Here is a 19,394-nt window from a genome sequence, read left to right on the forward strand (position 1 = left end):
CCGATCGCAACCTCTTCGGCAACAACTAACAGCCGATCTCCAGTTGACGGCGGGCCTTCCGCCGTCCTGGCGAAATTTGAGAATTCAGGAGACTTGAAATGAAGAAGATCGTTCTTGCTGCCGCCGCCGTCCTGGCCGTGTCGGGCAGCGCTTTCGCCAGCAGCGACAACTATGGCTCCAATGGCGCCAACCAACCTGCTGTCACCTCGGTCGACAACGCGCACACGGCTTCGGTCCAGAAGTCGGCGCCGTCTGCCCAGGCGCCTGTTCAGGGTGCCGATCGCAACCTCTTCGGCAACAACTAACAGCCGATCTCCAGTTGACGGCGGGCCTTCCGCCGTCCTGGCGAAATTCGAAAATTCAGGAGACTTGAAATGAAGAAGATCATCCTTGCTGCCGCCGCCGTTCTGGCGGTTTCGGGCAGCGCTTTTGCCGGCAGCGACAACTATGGCTCCAATGGCGCCAACCAGCCCGCGGCCACTTCGACGGACAGCTCATACACCGCTTCGACCAAGACGTCGGCTCCGGCTGCCCAGGCACCTGTTCAGGGTGCCGACCATAACCTCTTCGGCAACAACTAACAGCCGATCCTGCAGCAGATGGCGGGCAAGCCCGCCTCTGCGGTGGAATTTGAGAATTCAGGAGACTTGAAATGAAAAAGATCATCCTTGCTGCCGCCGCCGTCCTGGCCGTTTCGGGCAGCGCTTTCGCCAGCAGCGACAACTATGGCTCCAATGGCGCCAATCAGCCTGCCGTCACCTCGGTCGACAATGCGCACACGGCTTCGATCCGCGACAGCGGCTCGCCGGTCTACAAGCTGCTCAATTCGTCGGGCGATGAACACAAGTCCGCCCCTCAGGGCAGTGACCGGAATCTCTTCGGCCACTAACAGCCGAAGCTGACACCAAACAGGAGCGGCGGGCTTTGCCCGCCGCTCCTTTTTTGCGTGACCGGCAATTAATTCATGGCCTGCTCTCAGGCCGCTTTCGCTTCCGTCTCGTGCAGCGCGAAGGATCGTCCATCCGCGTCGAAGATATGAAGGTCTCCGGCGTCGGCGCTCAGCCGCAGTGTCGCCCCGCGCTTGACCTCGACATTGCCCGGCAGCTTGGTCACCAGCGGCAGGTCGGCGCGGCCGATGTCGACATAGACGAGTTGCACCTCGCCGAGCTGCTCGACATAATCCACCGTTCCTTCGAACAGATAGTCCGTGCCGCCGGCGATCGTCAGGTCCTCCGGCCGCACGCCGAAGCTCACCGACGCGCCCTTGGCCGAGGCCGGCGTCGCGATCGGCACCGTAGCCTTGCGGCCGCCGACATGACTGATGACGGTCGGATTGCCCGATTTGTCGATGGTCGCCGGCAGGATGTTCATGGCCGGCGAGCCGATGAACTGAGCAACGAACAGATTGCCGGGTTTCTTGTAGAGTTCCATCGGCGTGCCGACCTGCTCGATATGGCCCTCCTTCAGCACCACGATGCGGTCGGCCAGCGTCATCGCCTCGACCTGGTCGTGGGTGACATAGATCATGGTGGTGTTGGGCATCGATTCCTTGAGCTTGGCGATCTCGATGCGGGTGGCGACGCGCAGCGCGGCGTCGAGGTTCGACAGCGGTTCGTCGAACAGGAACACCTTCGGGTTGCGCACGATGGCGCGGCCGATGGCCACGCGCTGGCGCTGGCCGCCCGACATCGCCTTGGGGAGGCGGTCGAGATAGCTGGTCAGCTGCAGGATCTCTGCCGCCTGGCGCACGCGCTTGTCTATCTCGGCCTTGCTTTCCTTCCCGATCTTCATCGAGAACGCCATGTTGTCGTAGACCGTCATATGCGGATAGAGCGCGTAGGACTGGAACACCATGGCGATGCCGCGTTTCGACGGCGGCACGTCGTTGACCACCTCGCCGGCTATTCTGAGCTCGCCCGAGGTGATCTCCTCGAGCCCTGCGATCGAGCGCAGCAATGTCGACTTGCCGCAACCCGACGGCCCGACGAAGACGATGAACTCGCCTGATTTGATCTCGAGGTCGATGCCGTGCAGAATGTTGAGATTGCCGTATGATTTCTTCACTTGCCTCAGCGTGACATCGGCCATGTTTCCCTCCAGTGGTCCCTAGAATTCAGTCGATGCGCCCGAACCAGGCGCCGTAGCCGCCGAGGCGGATGGAGCCGGAGCTCTGTTGTCCCGAAAATCCGTGTCCGGGCAAAGGTTGCAGCGATCGACCGCCAAGGTCAACCTCCGCCGGCCCGGATCCCAGGTTGAAGACGCAGACGATCTGCTCGTTGCCCGCGCGGCGCGTGAAGGCGACAGTGTCGCCCTGGCTTTCGATGAAATTGATATCGCCCTTGGCCAACGCCGGATGGGCACGGCGGAAGCCGAGAAAGCGCCGGTAGTGTTCGAGCAGCGAATGCTCGTCGCCTTGCTGGACATTGACGGCTTGCGACAGGTGCTTGGCCGGCACCGGCAACCACGGCTTTGCCTGGGAGAAGCCGCCATTCCTGGCGCTGCCGTCCCACACCATCGGCGTGCGGCAGCCGTCGCGGCCCTTGAATTCCGGCCAGAAACGGATGCCGTAGGGATCTTGCAGATCCTCGAACCGCAATTCGGCTTCGCCGAGCCCCAGTTCCTCGCCCTGATAGATGCAGACCGAGCCGCGCAAGGACATCAGCAATGCCGAGATAACCTTGAGATAGGCGGTCGGGTCGGCTTCGTTGGCGGCCCAGCGCGAGGCCGGGCGCATCACGTCATGGTTTGAGAAGGCCCAACACGACCAGCCGTCGCTGGCAACCTTGCCGAAGGTTTCCACCACCGAACGGACCTTGGCGGCGCTGATCTTTTCCGGCGCCAGGAAGTCGAAGGAATAGCACATGTGCACGCGCTTGCCGCCGGCTGTATAGGCCGCGACAACGTCCAGTCCGCGCTGTGAATCGCCGACCTCGCCGACCGCGGCCGTTGCCGGATATTCGTCGAGCAGGGCGCGGAAGCGTTCGAGGAAGCCGAGGTTCTCCGGACGGCTCTTGTCGTAGATGTGATCTTGGTAGTTGTACGGATTGACCGCGGGTGCGGTCTGGTCGTTGCGCTGCTCCGGCGGCAGCGGCGGGTTGTTTTCCAGCCCCTGGCTGTGGAAGTAGAAATTGATGGTGTCGAGGCGGAACCCGTCGACACCGCGCTCCAGCCAGAAGCGGGTCACGTCGAGCAGCGCGTCCTGGACTTCGCCGTTGTGGAAATTGAGGTCCGGCTGTTCCGCGAGAAAGTTGTGCAGGTAATATTGCTGGCGGCTGGTGTCCCATTGCCAGGCCGATCCGCCGAAGATCGACAGCCAGTTGTTGGGCGGCGTGCCGTCCGGCCTGGGATCGGCCCAGACGTACCAGTCGGCTTTCGGATTACTGCGGTTCGATCGGCTTTCCCTGAACCAGGGATGGATGTCGGCGGTGTGCGACAGCACCTCGTCGATCATCACTTTCAGCCCCAGCCTGTGCGCCTCCGCCGTCAGCGCGTCGAAATCGGCCAGCGTGCCGAACATCGGGTCGACGTCGCAGTAATCCGAGACGTCGTAGCCGAAATCCTTCATCGGCGATTTGAAGAAGGGCGAGATCCAGATGGCGTCCGCGCCGAGCGCGGCGATATAGGGCAGCCGCCCGATGATCCCCTTGAGGTCGCCGATGCCGTCGCCATTCGAGTCCTGGTAGCTGCGCGGATAGATCTGGTAGATCACGGCACCTCGCCACCAGTCGCTATCGACGGCGAGATCGGGCCTCGAACTGGCTTTCAAAGCGGATTGCATGGTTTCAGCCTCCTTTCACCGAGCCTGCGAGCAGCCCGCGGACGAAATAGCGCTGCAAAGAGAAGAACACGATCAGCGGCACGATGATGGTCACGAAAGCCGACGTCGTCAGGATCTCCCAGTCGCCGCCACGCGAGCCGAGCAAGGCATTGAGCTTGGCGGTCAGCACGATCTGATCCGCCTCCGTGCCAAGGAAAACCATCGCCACCAGGAGATCGTTCCATACCCACAGGAACTGGAAGATGGCGAAGGACGCCAGCACGGGAAATGACAGCGGCAGCACGATCTTGCCGAATATCTCGAAATCGCTGGCGCCGTCGATGCGCGCCGATTCCATGATCTCGCGCGGCAGGCCGGCAATGTAGCTCCGCAAGAGGTAGATGGCGAAGGGCAGTCCGAAGCCGGTATGCGCCAGCCAGATGCCGAGATAGGTCTTGGAGGGCACGCCGAAGAAGGCGCCGACGCCGTTATAGAGCTTCAACAGCGGGATCAGCGACATCTGCAGCGGCACCACCAGCAGGCCGATGATGACCGCGATCAGAAGCGCGCGCCCGGGAAAGCGCATCCAGGCCAGAGCGTAAGCCGCAAAAGCGGCGATCAGGATCGGGATGACGGTCGCCGGGATAGTGACGGTCAGCGAGTTCATGAAGGAGCGGCCGATGCCTTCCGAAAACAGCACGGTCCTGTAATTGTCGGTGGTGAATTTCGGCGGCGCCGAGGAGGCATAGTAGACGCGCTGGCCGCGGTCGCCCTCGAACGCCTTGGGCGAGGTCATGACGAAGCTGCCGTCGGCATTGAGCTGCAAGGTAACGCCGTTGCCGAGATCGGCCGATGTGCCGGCCGGATATTGCGTCGGTGCCGCCGACTTGACGCCGAAGGCGCTGATCTCGCGCTTGGCGCCATCGCCGAAAATGTTGCCCTGGAGGACGAACTTGCCGTCCTTCTCGACCTGCGCCGAGGCGGGCGGCAGGCGTCCAGCTTCGGTCTGGGTCGAACTGGCGAACGAGTTCCACCAGCCCGAGGCGATGATCTGGTCCTTGTCGCGCAGCGACGATATCAGGATGCCGAGCGTCGGCAGGGTCCAGATCGCAACGAAGACCAGGACGGCGATGTGAACGCCGAAGCGGCTGGCGAAGGAGTTTCCGGTCGCGACGGTCATCTCAATGTCCTCCCGTCTCTTTGTTGGCCTGGCGTATGTTCCAGACCATGATCGGAATGACCGCGATCATGATGATGATGGCGATTGTCGCGCCGCGGCCGAAATCACCGCCGCCACGGAACATCCAGTCGAACATCAGATTGGCCAGCACCTGGCTGTTCCATTGGCCGTTGGTCATGGTCAGGACGATGTCGAATACCTTGAGCACCAGGATGGTGATTGTGGTCCAGACCACGGCGATGGTGCCCCAGATCTGCGGCACCATGATTTTCCAGAAGATCTGGAACGGATTGGCACCGTCGATGACGGCGGCTTCTAGCGTCTCTTCCGGAATGCCGCGCAGCGCCGAAGACAGGATGACCATGGCAAAGCCGGTCTGGATCCAGATCAGGATCACCATCAGGAAGAAATTGTTCCAGAACGGCAGCGATATCCAGACCTGCGGCTGGCCGCCGAAATGCTGGATGATGGCGTTCAGGATGCCGATCTGCGTCTGGCCTTCGCCGCGATACTCATAGATGAATTTCCAGATGACGCTGGCGCCGACGAAGGAGATCGCCAGCGGCAGGAAGATCAGGCTCTTGGCGATCGTGCCCCACCAGATCTTGTCGGTGAGCACGGCGATGATCAGGCCAAGGAAGGTACAGGCGGCGGGCACTACGGCCAGCCAGAGCACATTGTTGAGGATCGAATTGCGAAACTCGCGGTCGCCGAAAGCCCATTGATAATTGGCCAGGCCGACGAAATTGGCGCCGCCGCGATCGAGGAAGGACAGCCGCAGCGTCTCGACCACCGGATAGATGAGATAGATGGTCAGGATGATCATCGCCGGGCCGACGAACAGCCAGGGCCGGATCAGCCCCTGCCGGCGCAGATTGTCGACGGCGGCGGCGCCCGAGACGCCGCGCGAGGGAAAGGTGACGTCGAGCAGTTTGTTGGCGCCCCAGAAATAGGCGACGCAGCCGCCGACGCCGATGATGATGACGAATATGGCCGAGAAAATCTGAGCCGCCATGGGTCCCTCTCCCTGCACGACCCGCCAGGATGGAAACGATCCTTGCGATTGCGCCGCGCGCCGATCTCGTTGTTGAGCGCGAGCAGGCAGGGAAGCGTGTGGCTCCGTGCCCGCCGCATGCCGGAATGTCTACGCTGTCACGACTGGATCTGACCCGTCCCGGTTGGCCGGGCTGGGATGTTGCGATGGGGCCGGTCGGATCCGGGCCAGTTGGCCCGGATACGCTCGGGAGGTGGAAGCCTAGGCTTCCGCGGGTACGGCTCTTATTTGATCGCGTCCCAGCTCTTCTGGATGTCGGTGGCGACGTCCTGCGCCGACTTGCCGCCGACCAGGTCGATCATGCCGGTCCAGAAGGCGCCGGCGCCGATCTTGCCCGGCATCAAGTCCGACCCGTCGAAACGGAAAGTCGAGGCATTGGCCAGGATCTCGCCCTGCTTGCGCAGCGCATCGCTGGCATAGGCATCCTTGTTGACCGCCTTGAACGGCGTCACGAAACCGCCTTCGGCCATCCAGATCTCATGGGCCAGCGGCATCTTAAGGAATTCGATGAACGCGCGGGCGGCCTTCGAGTCCTTGGTGATCATCGCCAGCGTTCCGGCGCCGAGCACGGGGGTGCCGAGTTCGGGCTTGGACGCATAGGGCGGGAAGTAGAAGAAGTCCGCGTCCTGGCCGATTTTCGTGCCTTCGGGGAAGAAGGTCGGGATGAACGACGCCTGATGGTGCAGGTAGCATTTCGGCGGCACCGCGAAGAGGCCCTTGGGGCTGTCGCGGAAATCGGTCGCCGCGACCGCCTTGGCGCCGCCATCGACCATCTTGTCGTCGGTCGCGATCTTGCCGAAGATGTCGATTGCATTGACCACGGCCGGGTCGTTGAAGGGGATCTCGTTCTTGACCCATTTGTCGTAGGTTTCCGGAGACTGCGTGCGCAGCATCAGGTCTTCCACCCAGTCCGTCGCCGGCCAGCCGGTGGCGCCGCCCGAGCCGAGCCCGATGCACCACGGCGTGCCGCCGTCGGCGATAATCTTCTTCTCGAGATCGGCGAGTTCTTCCTGCGTCTTCGGCACCTTGTAGCCGGCTTCCTCGAAATTGTCCGGCGAGTACCAGACCAGCGACTTCACGTCGGCCTTGTAGGGGAAGGCGAAGAAGCCCGGCTTACCGTCCTTGTCCTTGAAGGTGCCGAGGTCGACCCATGACTGGCCGGCGCCGTAATTGTCCTTGACCCATTTGGCGGTATCGTCGCCGAGCGGCGTCAAGAGACCCTTGGAAGCAAGGTCCTGGATCAGGCCGGGTTGCGGCAGAACGGCGATGTTGGGCGGGCTGCCGGCCTGCGTGTCGATGACGATCTGCTGCTCGTAATTTTCCGAGGAGGAATATTTGATCTCGGCGCCGGTGGCTTCCGAGAAATAATCGAGTACGCCGCGCACCAGGGTCTCGTCCTCGCCGCGCCATGGCCCGAAGATCGACAGGGTCTCCCCCTTGAGGTCGATTTTCTTGAGCTCTTCGTAGTTTGCCCAGTTGAAACGCTTGTCCTCGCCCGGCTTGAATTTCAGCTCGGCCTGCGCGGGCGCGCCGAGGGCGAGCACGGCAAGCGCGGCGCCCAGCAAAAGCATTTTCTTCATCGGTATTCCCTCCCAGTGGGTCACAAACACCGGACGGAACCTCCATTCCGCCCGCCGACGCCGCAGGACTGTGACTCAGTCGGAAAGGAACCGCAACCTTTCGAAGAGTCTTCCAAAGCGCTTTGGCTATTTCGATCTCGCCATTGAATCGTCCAGAAGTCAAGAGGCGTGGTAACTTAATCGATTTAATTCCGGAGTCTGGCGCCTGGAAAATCGCGCTGCAGCATGCTTTTTTGGCAGTGCAGCAGCAATTTATGTTTCAAACCTGCACCAAGCCTGCCTATGGTCGCCATGACATGCCGGGCCTGCCGCAGGGCTTGGGTCGATTCAATTTAAAAGCGCTTTGAGGCATGGAGGCCTCTCGTGAACCTGAAGCAACTCGCGCACATGCTGGCGCTTTCGCAGACCACGGTAAGCCGGGCGCTGAACGGCTATCCCGAGGTCAACGAAGAGACGCGCCGGCGCGTCATGGACGCCGCCAAGCGCCATGGCTATCGCCCCAATCCGAGCGCACGCCGGCTTGCGACCGGCAAGTCCGGAATGATCGGCTATGTCTTGCCGACGGGTGCTGCCGTCGACATCGACCCACACTTCGTCGAATTCCTGTCCGGCCTTGGCGATTATGCGCGCTCGCACGAGCTCGACCTGGTGCTGTCTCCCGCCGACGCCGACGACCAGGAGACGACTTACCGGCGCATCGTCGCCAACCGCCAGGTCGACGCCGTCTACATCTCCTCGCCGACGCCGGCCGACCGGCGCGTGGCGCTGGTCAACACGCTCGGCATACCCTTCATCATCCATGGCCGCAGCGAAGGTTTCGATTTCGATTATCCCTATCTCGACATCGACAATGAGGGCGCCTTTCACGAGGCGGCACGGCTGCTCGTCCAGCTCGGCCACCGGCGGCTGGCGCTGATCAATGGCGATGACCGCGAAACCTTCGCCGTGCATCGCGAGCGAGGCGTGCGCCGGGCGCTCGCCGCGAGCGGCCTGACCTTGGGCGACCGCCATGTCTGCTCCGTTGCCATGACCGAGGAGAACGGCTATCGCGCCGCCCGGCGCCTGCTCGAACAGGACGGCGCGCCGACCGCGATCGCCTGCTCCAGCCTGATCATGGCGCTCGGCGTCGTGCGCGCCGTGCGCGACCTCGGCCTGAGCATCCCCGGCGACATCTCATTAATTGCACATGACGACGTCTTCCCATGGCTGAAGCCGGAGAATTTCTCCGTACCGCTGTCGACGACGCGCTCCTCGATCCGGCTCGCCGGCGCCCGCATCGCCGAGCGTCTGGCCGCACGGATATCGGGCCTGGAGGAGGGCCCGCGCGGCGAGGTCTGGCCGGTCGACCTGGTGATCAGGGGGTCGGTTGCCGGAGCGCCTGCCTAGGGTTAGAGCCAATCGCTCCGAGGGGCCGAGTTCGACCGCTTGCGGGCGTTGCCGGAAGATCGATTGCAGTGTCATGGATAGTGGTCTGCCTGCACCGCGCTTGCTTTGGCTTTCAGAGGGTGGCAACCAGTAAGCCAAAGCCATCAACCAGCCCTCCTGGATGCCCAATTTGCCCATATTCCCGTTCTCCGAAATGGATCCAATCCAACATCCTGGCCCACCGCCGAAGCGTTCGGAGGTGGTCATCATTGGTGGCGGCATTATCGGCGTAACGACGGCTCTTTTCCTGGCGGAGCGGAACATTCCGGTCACGCTGCTGGAAAAAGGCCGCGTTGCGGCCGAACAATCGTCCCGAAATTGGGGCTGGATTCGAAAGCAGGGGCGCGACGCAGATGAACTGCCAATTGTCATCGAGGCTTTTCGCCTATGGCGGCAACTGGCTGAGGAATGCGGCGAAGACATCGGGCTGGACCAGACAGGTGTGACCTATCTGGCGAACTCCGACAAGGACATGGCCGGTTTCGAAGAGTTCATGAAGATCGCCGCCATCCATGGGCTCGACACTCGCCTCCTGGACGCGGACGAAACCGCGAAACTCATCAAGGGCATGTCGCGCAAGTTCAAGGGCGCGATGACGACGCCCTCCGACATGCGCGCGGAGCCTTGGTTGGCGGTACCTGCGCTTGCTCGTCTTGCCGTCCGAAAAGGCGCCAAGATCATAGAGAATTGCGCAGCGCGAACCCTCGAAATCTCAGCCGGCAGGATCAGAGGAGTGTGGACCGAGGCGGGATACATTGAAAGCTCCAGCGTACTGGTCGCGGGCGGCGCCTGGTCGTCCCTGTTCCTGAGAAGACACGGCGTCTCCATCCCCCAACTCAGCGTCAGGGTAACCGTAGCCGCAACGGAGCCTATGCCTGAAATCTATGCAGGTGCGGCAGCGGACGAACACATCGCTTTCAGGCGCCGACAGGATGGCGGATACACGCTCGCCCCGGGAGGTAGTAATTTGCTTTACCTGGGGCCTGACGCATTCCGGCACGCCACCAAGTATCTTCCCGCCCTCATGGCCAATCCGCTCGGAACCCGCTACTTTCCGTGCGCTCCATCGGGTTACCCTGATAGCTGGTCGACCCCGCGCGATTGGCCCCCGGATTCCCAGAGTCCTTTCGAAAGAATGCGGGTGCTCAACCCGGCCGCTGAACGCTCCGGCCTCCGTTCTGTAGAGCGCAATTTCAGACGCCTTTTTCCACAGTTCGAAACAGTTCGCTTGAAGGCAGGGTGGGGAGGCATGATTGACGCCATGCCCGATGTCGTCCCCGTCGTGGATCACGCCCGGGCAGTCGTCGGTCTTTTCGTGGCCACGGGAATGAGTGGTCACGGCTTCGGTATCGGACCTGGAATCGGTCGCGTCGTTTCCGACCTGATACAGGGTAACGCGAGTGGGCATGATCTCAGCCGCTTTCGGCTGTCACGCTTCTATGATGGAAGCGCCGTTCGGTTGGGTCCGGCCCTCTAGATGTTTAGTCCAGCATTCGTCCCGTCTCGGCCATCGCAAATAGCCGATTGAATTTAGGAGCATGTTGCCAAGGATCATTCCTTCGCCGTCTCGGCGGCCTTGATGTCCAGCAGCCCGTAGCCGAAGTCATCGTCCCGCCCTTTCGAACCGAGATCCCGGGCCGTTGCGGCAAGCGCCTTTTCGATGGCGACGGCCGAGCGGTCCGGCGCGGCGTGGATGAGATTGGCGATGGCGCCCGAGACGATCGCGGCGGCGAACGATGTGCCGGTGACGACATCCGAGCCGGCTCCGCTCGGCGCCACCATCTCGACGCCCGGCGCCGAGATGAAGACATAGGCGCCGCGATTGGCCTGCGGCATCAGCCCATCCCTGGCGTCGGTGGCGGTCACCGCGATGACGCCGTCGAAGGCGGCCGGGTAGCCATAGGGCGCCTTGGGCCCGTTGTTGCCGGCGGCGGCGACAAGAACCATGCCGAGCGCGCGTGCATTGCGGCAGGCGATGCCGAGCAGGTCGTTCTTCGGACCGACGAAACTCATATTGATGATGCGCACGTCCTGCTCGGCCGCCCAGTCGAGCGCAGCGAGGATGACGTCCATTGTCGACTTGCCGCCTTCGAAGGCACGTGCGTGATAGATCCTGGCGCCGGGCGCCATGCCCCTGAGCGCGCCGACGCCGGCGATCAGCCCATCGACCGAAGTGCCGTGGTCGCGCTTTTCGACCGGCACGTCGGGCATGGCGTCGAACTGGCCGGCGATGACCCCGGCCAGCGTCGGATTGGTGTCGTCGACGCCGGTATCGATTACCGCGACGCGGACGTTCTCGCCGCTCGCATGGTTGGCGTCGAGCGCGATGCGCTCGAACGCATAGTTGACGATGCCCGCCGCCTGCTGAAGCGAATAGATATGGTTGGGCTCACGCCGCTGCGTGCGGCTGTCGGCGGCAAGCTGCGCCAGCACCACGCCGACGGGGCGACCGTCGGGAATGCCGAAGCGCACAAGCGTGGTGCCGAGCAAAAATGATTGCCGCTGCGAGCGCACATCGAGGCCGAAGGAAGCGGCGATCTGCTGCACGGCGCCCGCATCGCCATCGACGGTCACCAGCACCTCGTCGGGCACGAAATCGCCGGCCACGGCGCGTGGCGGCTGAACGGCGATGAGATCGCTTGGCGAGACGATCGGCCCGCCCGAAGGCAGTCCGGCCTGCGTGCCGGCGGGCGGCGCCGCCGGGTCCGGCCGTGGCGTCGGCACCGGTGCCGCGGGAGCGGCCGGATTGGGGAACAGGTCGACGATCAGGGCGGGAAGAAACACGGCACCGGCCGCGCCGTCACTGATGCTCTTGCCGTCCTTGCCACAGTCGGCGCCCGCCGCATCGGTGCCGTTGCGGCAGTCGATCTTTCCCCGGTTGGCATTGGCGTCGTTGCCCTGCGCCGACGCAGGCCCGGTGGCGATCGTCATCGCTGCCGCAAGAATTGCCGCAAATCGGATGACCGCCTCAGCCGCCATCGGCCGGTTTCCTTCCCTCGATCACGGTGTCGGTGAAAGGCTGGGCGGCAACAAGGCCGAGTTGCCTGGTGTAGTCGGCCGCGTTGGCGGCCGGAATGCCGAGCCGGAACACGCCCCCGGCGGTCGGTCCGTCCAGGATCTTCAGGCCGCTGCTGCCGAGAAAGGCGGCGATGTCGGACATTTTCGCGTCGGGCTTGAACTTGACCAGGGCGAACGGCATCTTCGCCATCTCGTCCTGCGCGCCCGCGATCTCGAAATTGCCGTCCTTGCCGCCGGGCTGCACGAACGACTGCACCATGACCAGCGCCAGCAGAGCCGCGGCCGCCGCCCAGGCGACGCCGACCGGCAGCGCCATGAAACGGCCCCAGGCCTGCGCCAGCCAGGACGAACCGGCGGCGGCGCGCGCCGGGCCAGCCTCCGCATCGAGCGCCCTGGAAAAGCGGCTCAGCGCGTCGGCCGGCGGACGGATCGCCTCATTGGCGGCCGCGGTGCTGGAGAATTCAGCCTCCGCCTCGCCAAGGGCGGCCATCGCCGTCGGATCGCTGGCCAGCCATTCCTCGACGGCCTCCAGTTCCGAGCCTTCCAGCGAACCGTTCAGGTAGAACGGCAGCAACGTTTCCATTTCGTCGCGGCGCGACATCTTTTCAGCGGCGCTCATGGCCACCCCCTGTCGTAACCGGCGGCCTTGAGGGCTTCGCCGAGTTTCTTGCGGGCATAAAACATGCGGGTCTTGACGGTCGCGACCGGGATGTCGAGCACCTCGCCGATCTCGGTCACCGATTGCCCCTGATAATAGGCGAGATCGATGACCACGCGATGCTCGCGCGGCAAGGCATCGATGAAGCGGCGCAAGGCAGTGCTCTTGTCCTCCTTCATGGCAACGATCTCGGGCGTATCGGCGCCGTCGGGCACCGCGGCTGCGGCCTCGTCGTCGATCCAGTCTTCCTTTTTCTTGCGCAACAGGGACAGCGCCTTGAAGCGGGCGATGCCGAGCAGCCATGTCGAGACTTCGGAACGTCCCTCGAAACCCGGCGCCTGGCGCCACAGTTCGAGGAACACCTCGTTCGCGATGTCGTCAGCCATCATTTCCGATCCCGTCTGGCGCGCCACGAAGCGGTATATCCGCGCGTGGTGGCGCATGAACAGGAGCCGCACGGCGGCCCGGTCGCCCTTCGCGACCCGCTCGACAAGCGCGCGATCGGTCTCCATCGCGCCGGTCATGACCGATCGAGCCGCCTGGCTCCTGCCTGCTCTGTCGCTGATCGGCTCAAAAAGGTTCATCCTCCGCCAAGGAATTTGCGGAGGCTAACCGAAGAAGATGAGCCTTGCCAGTGGGTGAAGGGGAAGCTAGCTCAGGAAAGGCTTCGCCTTCATCGTCGCCGGCACCGACACCCCCAGTCGGCTTAGAACCGTCGGCGCCAGCTGCAGCTGGTCGAGCAGTGTGTCGGCATCCGGTCCCTTGCCGGCGCCGAAATAATACAGCGCGAAATCCTGCATCTCCTCATCATGGCCGCCATGGTGGCCGCGGTCGGTCTGGCCGTGATCGGCGGTGACGATCACTTCATAGCCGGCGTCGCGCCAGCGCGGCAGGAAAGCGGCCAGCATGCCGTCCATCGCGTAGCACGCATGGTCCATCTCGTGACAGTCATGGCCGAAACGGTGGCCCATCGAGTCCAGCGTGCAAGTGTGCAGGATGCCGTAATCGATGCCGTGGCGGCTGCTCAGCATGGTCAGCGTGGCGAACAGGTCGACGTCGCTCGGCGTCATCTGGTTGCGCGCGTTGTAGCCGGTCATGGTGTGGAAGCGGCCATGCGTGATCGGCCCGCCCGGCTCGTCATACTCCATGTCCTCGACGAGGTCGAACGGGTAGGAACGGAAGAACTCCGACCAGTAGGAGTGGGTGACCGCGCCGGTTATTCCCCCGGCCCCGGTGACCTCCGAGAAGATGTCGGGCTGGCTGACGCGGAAGCGGTTCTCGTTGGAAAGAATGCCATGCGCCTGCGGCGGCACCCCGGTGTGGATCGAAGCATAACAGCAGGCCGAGGTCGACGGCAGCACCGAGCGCATCCTCCATACCCGCGCTTCGCCCGACTGCACCCAGCCTTCGAGGTTGCCCATCAGCCGGCGCCAGTTCCGGTAAGGCACGCCGTCGAGGATGATCAGCAACAGTTTGGTCTTGAGCGCCACGAGCTGCTCCATGCGATTGTGGGGGGAACGAGCACGCCGCGTGTCGCACGGACACGCGGCGTGCTCGGCAGGAACTTGATGTCAGGCGTTCAGCCAGCATTCGGCGAGCGCGTAGCCGTCCATCATCTCGCCGATCGGGCTCTTGGCGAAGCCGCCGATCTTGTTGGTGGCGGCGTCGATGAACTGGTTGAAGAAAGGCACGATCAATCCGCCTTCGTCGCGCATCAGCACGGCCATGTCGTGATAGATCGCCTTGCGCTTGTCCTGGTCGAGCTCGCCGCGCGCTGCAAACAGCATCTTGTCGAACTCGGGCCGCTTGAAACGCGTGTCGTTCCAGTCGGCGTTCGACACATAGCCGGTGGAATACATCTGGTCCTGCGTGGCACGCCCGCCCCAGTAAGACAGCGAGAAAGGCTGCTTGTTCCAGACCTCCGACCAATAGCCGTCGCCAGGCTCGCGCTTGATCTCGATCTTGATGCCGGCCTTGGCGGCACTCTGCTGATAGAGCTGTGCCGCATCGACGGCCCCGGGGAAGGCGACGTCGGAGGTGCGCAGCAGGATCGAGCCGCTGTGGCCCGACTTCTTGTAGAGCGCTGCAGCCTTTTCCGGGTCGAACTTGCGCTGTTCGATGGCCGAAAACAGCGGATAGGCCTCGTTGATCGGGAAGTCATTGCCGACCGAACCGTAGCCGCGCAGGATCTTTTCCAGCATCTCGTCGCGGTCCATGGCGAGCTTGAGCGCCATCCTGAGATCGCCGTTGTCGAAGGGCGCGGTGTCGCAGAACATGTTGAACGGGTAATAGCCCTTGCCCGAAACGTTCTCGATGCTGACGCCGGGGATGCGCTTGACGAGATCGACCACCTTCGGCTCGACGCGATTGATCATGTGCACCTGGCCGCCTTGCAGGGCCGCCAGCCGCGCCGTCGCATCGTTGATGACGACGATCTCGACCTGGTCGGCATGGCCCGCCTTGTCGCCCTGCCAGTAATTGGCGAAGCGCTCGCCGCCATGGCGCACGCCGGGCTGGTTGACGGTCACCTTATAGGGGCCGGCGCTGATGCCCGCGTTCGGATCGTCCTTGCCGCCATTGGGCTGGATGACGAGATGATAGTCGGCCATCAGATAGGGGAAGTCGGCATCGGCGTCGGCAAGCGTGACGACGACCTCCTTGCCGTTGGCCTTGATGCCCTTGATGTTCTTGAGAATGCCGAGTGCGCCCGACTTCGACTTCTCGTCGGCGTGGCGCTCGATGGTGGCCGCGACATCCTCCGCGCCGACCGTCTTGCCATTGTGGAACTCGATGCCGTCGCGGATCTTGATCGTCCAGGTCTTGGCATCCGGGGAAGCGCCGATGTCCTCGGCGATCAGGTTGACCAACCTGTTGTCGGGGGTGAGGCGAACCAGATATTCGCCCCACTGCTTGCCGAAGCTGAAGGTGACCTGGCTGAGGTTCAGCGCCGGATCGAGGCTGTTGGTCGATTCGCCGCCCTGCAGGCCGGCCTTGAGAATGCCGCCCTTGACCGGCGTCTGCGCGAAGGCTTTCCCGGCCAGCGTCGTTGCCAGCGCCGCCGACATGCCCAGCGCCGCGGTGCGCCCGAGAAAGTCACGCCGCGATATCCGGCCTTGGCCGGCGAGTTCAGCGAGATGGTCGAGTTCAGTCTTCATGTCCTACCCCTTTTTGAAACAACCGCACACAGGCGATGCCGTCCGAAGGACGTCTGGCCCTCCAGTGTTGCATCCGGATGACGTTCGTCATCTCCTTGACTGGCGAACCGCTGGCTAGTTCCCGGCGCTCGCCATGCGTCGCCCCTTGATCGCCTTTTCCAGCCAGCCGATCTCCATTTCCGGAACCGAGGACAGCAGGAGGTCGGTATAGGCATCGAAAGGCGGTGTGAGCACCTTGCTTTTGGAACCGTAACGGACCACCTCGCCGCGATACATCACCGCGATCGAATCGGCGATCGACCTTACCGTCGCAAGGTCGTGGGTAATGAAGAGATATGCGACCTTCTCGTGCTGCTGCAGGTTCAACAAAAGCTTGAGAATGCCGTTGGCCACCAGCGGGTCGAGCGCCGAGGTCACCTCGTCGCAGATGATCAGCTTCGGTTTGGCGGCGAGCGAGCGGGCGATGCAGACGCGCTGCTTCTGGCCGCCCGACAGCTCCGCCGGATAGCGGTCGAGGAAGCCTTTGCCCATCTCGATCTCGTCGAGCAATTCGGCGACGCGCCGGTCGCGCTCACGTCCCCGCATGCCGAAATAGAACTCCAGCGGCCGGCCGATGATGGTGCCGACGGTCTGGCGCGGGTTCATGGCCACGTCGGCCATCTGGTAAATCATCTGCAGCTGCCGCAGATCCTCCTTCGGCCGGTCGGCAAGCCGGTTGGCAAGCGGGCGCCCGTCGAAGGTCACCGTGCCCTGTTCGGGCGGCAGGAGCCCTGTGATGGCGCGCGCCAGCGTCGACTTGCCGGAGCCGGACTCGCCGACCACCGCCAGCGTCTGGCCGGGATAGATATCGACGGAGACGTTCTTCAGCACCTTGACATGACCGCCGCCATAAGCGGCGGTGACGTTCTTCACGGACAGGAATGGCGAGACGCCGGGTTTCTGCTCGGCGTGTTCGATCTCGTGCACTGACACCAAAGCGTTGGTGTACTCCTGGCGCGGTTCCTTGATGATCTGGCGGGTGCCGCCCCATTCGACCAGACGGCCGTGGCGCAGCACCATGATCTCGTCCGAAACCTGGGCGACGACGGCGAGGTCGTGGGTGATGTAGAGCGCGGCCACATGCGTGTCGCGGATGGCGTCCTTGATCGCCGACAGCACGTCGATCTGCGTCGTCACGTCGAGCGCCGTCGTCGGCTCGTCGAAGACGATCAGGTCCGGTTCCGAGCACAGCGCCATCGCCGTCATCACACGCTGCAGCTGGCCTCCGGAGACCTGGTGCGGGAAACGCTCGCCGATGGTTTCGGGATTGGGCAGGCTCAGCTTCTTGAACAGCGCGACGGCGCGTTTCTCGGCCTCCGCGCGCGTCGCCCTGCCGTGCAGGAGGGTGGCTTCGACAACCTGGTCCATCAGCCTGTGCGCCGGGTTGAACGCCGCTGCCGCCGACTGCGCGACATAGCAGACCTCGCGGCCGCGCAGCCTGCGGAAACCTTCCTTGCCGCCCTTGAGGATGTCGCGGCCGTTGAGGAGCACCTCGCCGCCGGTGATGCGCACGCCGCCGCGCCCATAACCCATCGAAGACAGGCCGATGGTCGACTTGCCGGCACCGGATTCGCCGATCAGGCCGAGCACCTTGCCCTTTTCCAGGGTCAGCGAGACGTCGTGGACGAGCGTGATGGTCTTTGGCGCTTCGCCCGGTGGGTAGACCATGGCTTCGATGCGCAGGTTGCGGATATCGAGGAGCGGGCTGGATTTCGCTTTGCTGTCGGCCATCATCCGCGTCCTCCTTTCAGGCTTGTCGTGCGGTTGAGCACCCAGTCGGCGACGAGATTGACCGAGATCGCAAGCGCCGCGATCGCGGCCGCCGGTATGAGCGCCGCGGCAATGCCGAAGACGATGCCGTCCTTGTTTTCCTTGACCATGCCGCCCCAGTCGGCATCCGGCGGCTGTACGCCGAGGCCAAGAAAGGAGAGCGTCGACAGGAACAGCACGGCATAGATGAAGCGCAGGCCGAGTTCCGAGACCAGCGGCGACAGCGCATTGGGCAGGATCTCGCGGAAGATGATCCAGGTGCTGCCTTCGCCGCGCAGCTTGGCGGCTTCGACATAGTCCATGACGTTGATGTCGACGGCCACCGCGCGCGACAGGCGGTAGACGCGGGTCGAGTCGAGAATGCCCATCACCAGGATCAGCGTCACCAGGTTTGTCGGCAGCACCGAGAGCACGACAAGGCCCATGATCAGCGTCGGGATCGACATCAGAAGATCGACGAGGCGCGACAGCAGCGTGTCGAACCAGCCGCCGAACACCGCCGCCGAAAAGCCGAGAATGGCGCCAAGCGAGAAGGACAACGCCGTGGCGAGCACTGCGATGAAAAGGGTGATGCGCGCACCATAGATCATGCGCGACAGCAGATCGCGGCCAAGGTTGTCGGTGCCCAGCCAGTGCGCCGCCGACATGGGCTCCCAGACGTCGCCGACGATCTCGCCATTGCCGTGCGGCGCAAGCCACGGCGCGAAGATGGCCGCCAGCACGAACAGGGCCGTCAGCACCAGGCCGACCAGCGCGGGCACGGGGATGCGTTTGATGTCGAGCATGCCCGCCCTCTTCATTTGGGATGCCTCAGGCGCGGATTGGCGACGATTGCCGCTATGTCAGCGATGATGTTGAGGCCGATATAGACGGCGGCGAAGATCAGTCCGACCGCCTGCACCACCGGCACGTCGCGCTTGGTGACGTGATCGACCAGATACTGCCCCATGCCGGGATAGACGAAGATCACTTCGACCACGACCACGCCGACGATCAGATAGGCGAGGTTGAGCATGACGACGTTGATGATCGGCGCGATGGCGTTCGGGAAGGCATGTTTGCGGATGACCGCGAAAGCCGAGAGCCCCTTGAGCTCGGCGGTCTCCACATAGGCCGATTGCATGACGTTTAGGATCGCAGCGCGCGTCATGCGCATCATATGGGCAAGCACCACCAGCGTCAGCGCCGCCGCCGGCAGCGCGATCGCCTGCATGCGTTCACCGAAAGGCATGCCGTCATAGACGGTCGAGATGGCGGGGAACCACTGATGCTGAACCGCGAAGTAGAAGACCAGCAAGTAGCCGATGAAGAATTCCGGGAAGGAGGTCGAGGCGAGCGCCAGTCCCGAGATCAGCTTGTCGACCCAGCCGTTGCGGTAGCGCACCGCGATCAGGCCAAGCGTTATGGCCAGTGGAATGGCCACGATCGCCGCCCAGAAGGCGAGGAAAAGCGTGTTCCACAGCCGGCCCTTGATCGATGTTGCGATATCCTGTCCGCTCGACATGGCGGTCCCGAGATCGCCGGTCAAAACGCCGCCGAGCCAGCGGAAATACCTGATATAGGCCGGATCGTTGAGCCCAAGCTGCTCACGCAGATTGGCGAGCGATTCCGGTGTCGCCGACTGCCCTAGGATGGCTTGCGCGACGTCGCCGGGCAGGATCTGTGTGCCGGCGAAGATCAGGACCGAGACGGCCAACAAAAGGAGGATGCCCAGCGCGACGCGCTGGGCCACCAGTTTCACGATGGGTGAGGACATCT

General features: G+C 63.4%; 19 protein-coding genes. 6 read left to right on the forward strand and 13 right to left on the reverse strand.

Annotation, left to right across the window (positions count from 1 at the left end; all coding sequences use genetic code 11):
• Positions 1–98 precede the first annotated feature (98 nt).
• The 3 genes from LB545_RS28855 (at position 99) to LB545_RS28865 (ending at position 889) form a co-directional block, all read left to right on the forward strand.
• Positions 99–305 (forward strand): DUF680 domain-containing protein, encoded by a 207-nt coding sequence (locus tag LB545_RS28855; protein WP_140501222.1) that lies wholly within the window; start codon positions 99–101, stop codon positions 303–305.
• A gap of 69 nt (positions 306–374) precedes the next feature.
• Complete coding sequence (locus LB545_RS28860; protein ID WP_140880682.1) at positions 375–581, forward strand: DUF680 domain-containing protein; 207 nt, start codon at positions 375–377, stop codon at positions 579–581.
• Between the two features lie 71 nt (positions 582–652).
• Entirely contained in the window at positions 653–889 is a 237-nt protein-coding gene (locus tag LB545_RS28865) for a DUF680 domain-containing protein (protein WP_140512784.1), read from the forward strand.
• A gap of 86 nt (positions 890–975) precedes the next feature.
• Here the strand turns inward: LB545_RS28865 and LB545_RS28870 are convergent, their stop codons facing one another.
• From LB545_RS28870 to LB545_RS28890, 5 genes are all read right to left on the reverse strand, one after another.
• Positions 976–2,088, reverse strand: a complete 1,113-nt coding sequence (locus LB545_RS28870) for an ABC transporter ATP-binding protein (protein ID WP_224706185.1) — start codon at positions 2,086–2,088, stop codon at positions 976–978.
• 25 nt (positions 2,089–2,113) lie between these two features.
• The gene (locus LB545_RS28875) at positions 2,114–3,778 is read right to left on the reverse strand and encodes an alpha-glucosidase (protein ID WP_224706186.1); all 1,665 of its coding nucleotides are present in this window, start codon (positions 3,776–3,778) and stop codon (positions 2,114–2,116) included.
• 4 nt (positions 3,779–3,782) lie between these two features.
• The gene (locus tag LB545_RS28880) at positions 3,783–4,937 is read right to left on the reverse strand and encodes a carbohydrate ABC transporter permease (RefSeq protein WP_224706187.1); all 1,155 of its coding nucleotides are present in this window, start codon (positions 4,935–4,937) and stop codon (positions 3,783–3,785) included.
• Position 4,938: 1 nt separating this feature from the next.
• The gene (locus LB545_RS28885) at positions 4,939–5,952 is read right to left on the reverse strand and encodes a carbohydrate ABC transporter permease (protein WP_140501210.1); all 1,014 of its coding nucleotides are present in this window, start codon (positions 5,950–5,952) and stop codon (positions 4,939–4,941) included.
• Between the two features lie 263 nt (positions 5,953–6,215).
• Positions 6,216–7,571, reverse strand: a complete 1,356-nt coding sequence (locus LB545_RS28890; protein ID WP_140558774.1) for an ABC transporter substrate-binding protein — start codon at positions 7,569–7,571, stop codon at positions 6,216–6,218.
• Between the two features lie 122 nt (positions 7,572–7,693).
• Here LB545_RS28890 and LB545_RS28895 point away from each other — a divergent pair, with 122 nt between their 5' ends.
• The 3 genes from LB545_RS28895 to LB545_RS28905 all read left to right on the forward strand — a co-directional run bounded on the left by LB545_RS28895 (position 7,694) and on the right by LB545_RS28905 (position 10,473).
• A complete protein-coding gene (locus tag LB545_RS28895; protein WP_140512791.1) occupies positions 7,694–7,918 on the forward strand; it encodes a hypothetical protein in 225 nt (74 codons plus the stop codon).
• Between the two features lie 16 nt (positions 7,919–7,934).
• Positions 7,935–8,957, forward strand: coding sequence for a LacI family DNA-binding transcriptional regulator (locus LB545_RS28900; protein ID WP_140501204.1), 1,023 nt, complete (start codon positions 7,935–7,937; stop codon positions 8,955–8,957).
• 169 nt (positions 8,958–9,126) lie between these two features.
• Positions 9,127–10,473 carry an NAD(P)/FAD-dependent oxidoreductase gene (locus tag LB545_RS28905; RefSeq protein ID WP_140672533.1) on the forward strand — a complete coding sequence of 449 codons (1,347 nt, stop codon included), beginning with the start codon at positions 9,127–9,129 and terminating at the stop codon, positions 10,471–10,473.
• A gap of 74 nt (positions 10,474–10,547) precedes the next feature.
• Here the strand turns inward: LB545_RS28905 and LB545_RS28910 are convergent, their stop codons facing one another.
• From LB545_RS28910 to LB545_RS28945, 8 genes are all read right to left on the reverse strand, one after another.
• Entirely contained in the window at positions 10,548–11,975 is a 1,428-nt protein-coding gene (locus tag LB545_RS28910; protein WP_140672532.1) for a S8 family serine peptidase, read from the reverse strand.
• Positions 11,965–12,633: an anti-sigma factor gene (locus tag LB545_RS28915; RefSeq protein ID WP_140558770.1), complete on the reverse strand. Its 669-nt coding sequence runs from the start codon at positions 12,631–12,633 to the stop codon at positions 11,965–11,967. The genes LB545_RS28910 and LB545_RS28915 overlap by 11 nt, the downstream gene beginning before the upstream one ends.
• Positions 12,630–13,196, reverse strand: a complete 567-nt coding sequence (locus tag LB545_RS28920) for a sigma-70 family RNA polymerase sigma factor (RefSeq protein ID WP_140512795.1) — start codon at positions 13,194–13,196, stop codon at positions 12,630–12,632. Before LB545_RS28920 ends, LB545_RS28915 begins: the two co-directional genes overlap by 4 nt.
• A gap of 126 nt (positions 13,197–13,322) precedes the next feature.
• Positions 13,323–14,162 carry an alkaline phosphatase family protein gene (locus LB545_RS28925; protein ID WP_140558768.1) on the reverse strand — a complete coding sequence of 280 codons (840 nt, stop codon included), beginning with the start codon at positions 14,160–14,162 and terminating at the stop codon, positions 13,323–13,325.
• Positions 14,163–14,243: 81 nt separating this feature from the next.
• The gene (locus LB545_RS28930; RefSeq protein WP_140558767.1) at positions 14,244–15,827 is read right to left on the reverse strand and encodes an ABC transporter substrate-binding protein; all 1,584 of its coding nucleotides are present in this window, start codon (positions 15,825–15,827) and stop codon (positions 14,244–14,246) included.
• A 114-nt stretch (positions 15,828–15,941) separates the two neighbouring features.
• Positions 15,942–17,597 (reverse strand): ABC transporter ATP-binding protein, encoded by a 1,656-nt coding sequence (locus LB545_RS28935; RefSeq protein WP_140501254.1) that lies wholly within the window; start codon positions 17,595–17,597, stop codon positions 15,942–15,944.
• Entirely contained in the window at positions 17,597–18,421 is an 825-nt protein-coding gene (locus LB545_RS28940) for an ABC transporter permease (RefSeq protein ID WP_140501190.1), read from the reverse strand. The genes LB545_RS28935 and LB545_RS28940 overlap by 1 nt, the downstream gene beginning before the upstream one ends.
• A gap of 11 nt (positions 18,422–18,432) precedes the next feature.
• Complete coding sequence (locus LB545_RS28945) at positions 18,433–19,392, reverse strand: ABC transporter permease (protein ID WP_140512803.1); 960 nt, start codon at positions 19,390–19,392, stop codon at positions 18,433–18,435.
• Positions 19,393–19,394: the final 2 nt, after the last annotated feature.

Source organism: Mesorhizobium sp. BR1-1-6, assembly GCF_020165355.1.
GTDB lineage: Bacteria > Pseudomonadota > Alphaproteobacteria > Rhizobiales > Rhizobiaceae > Mesorhizobium.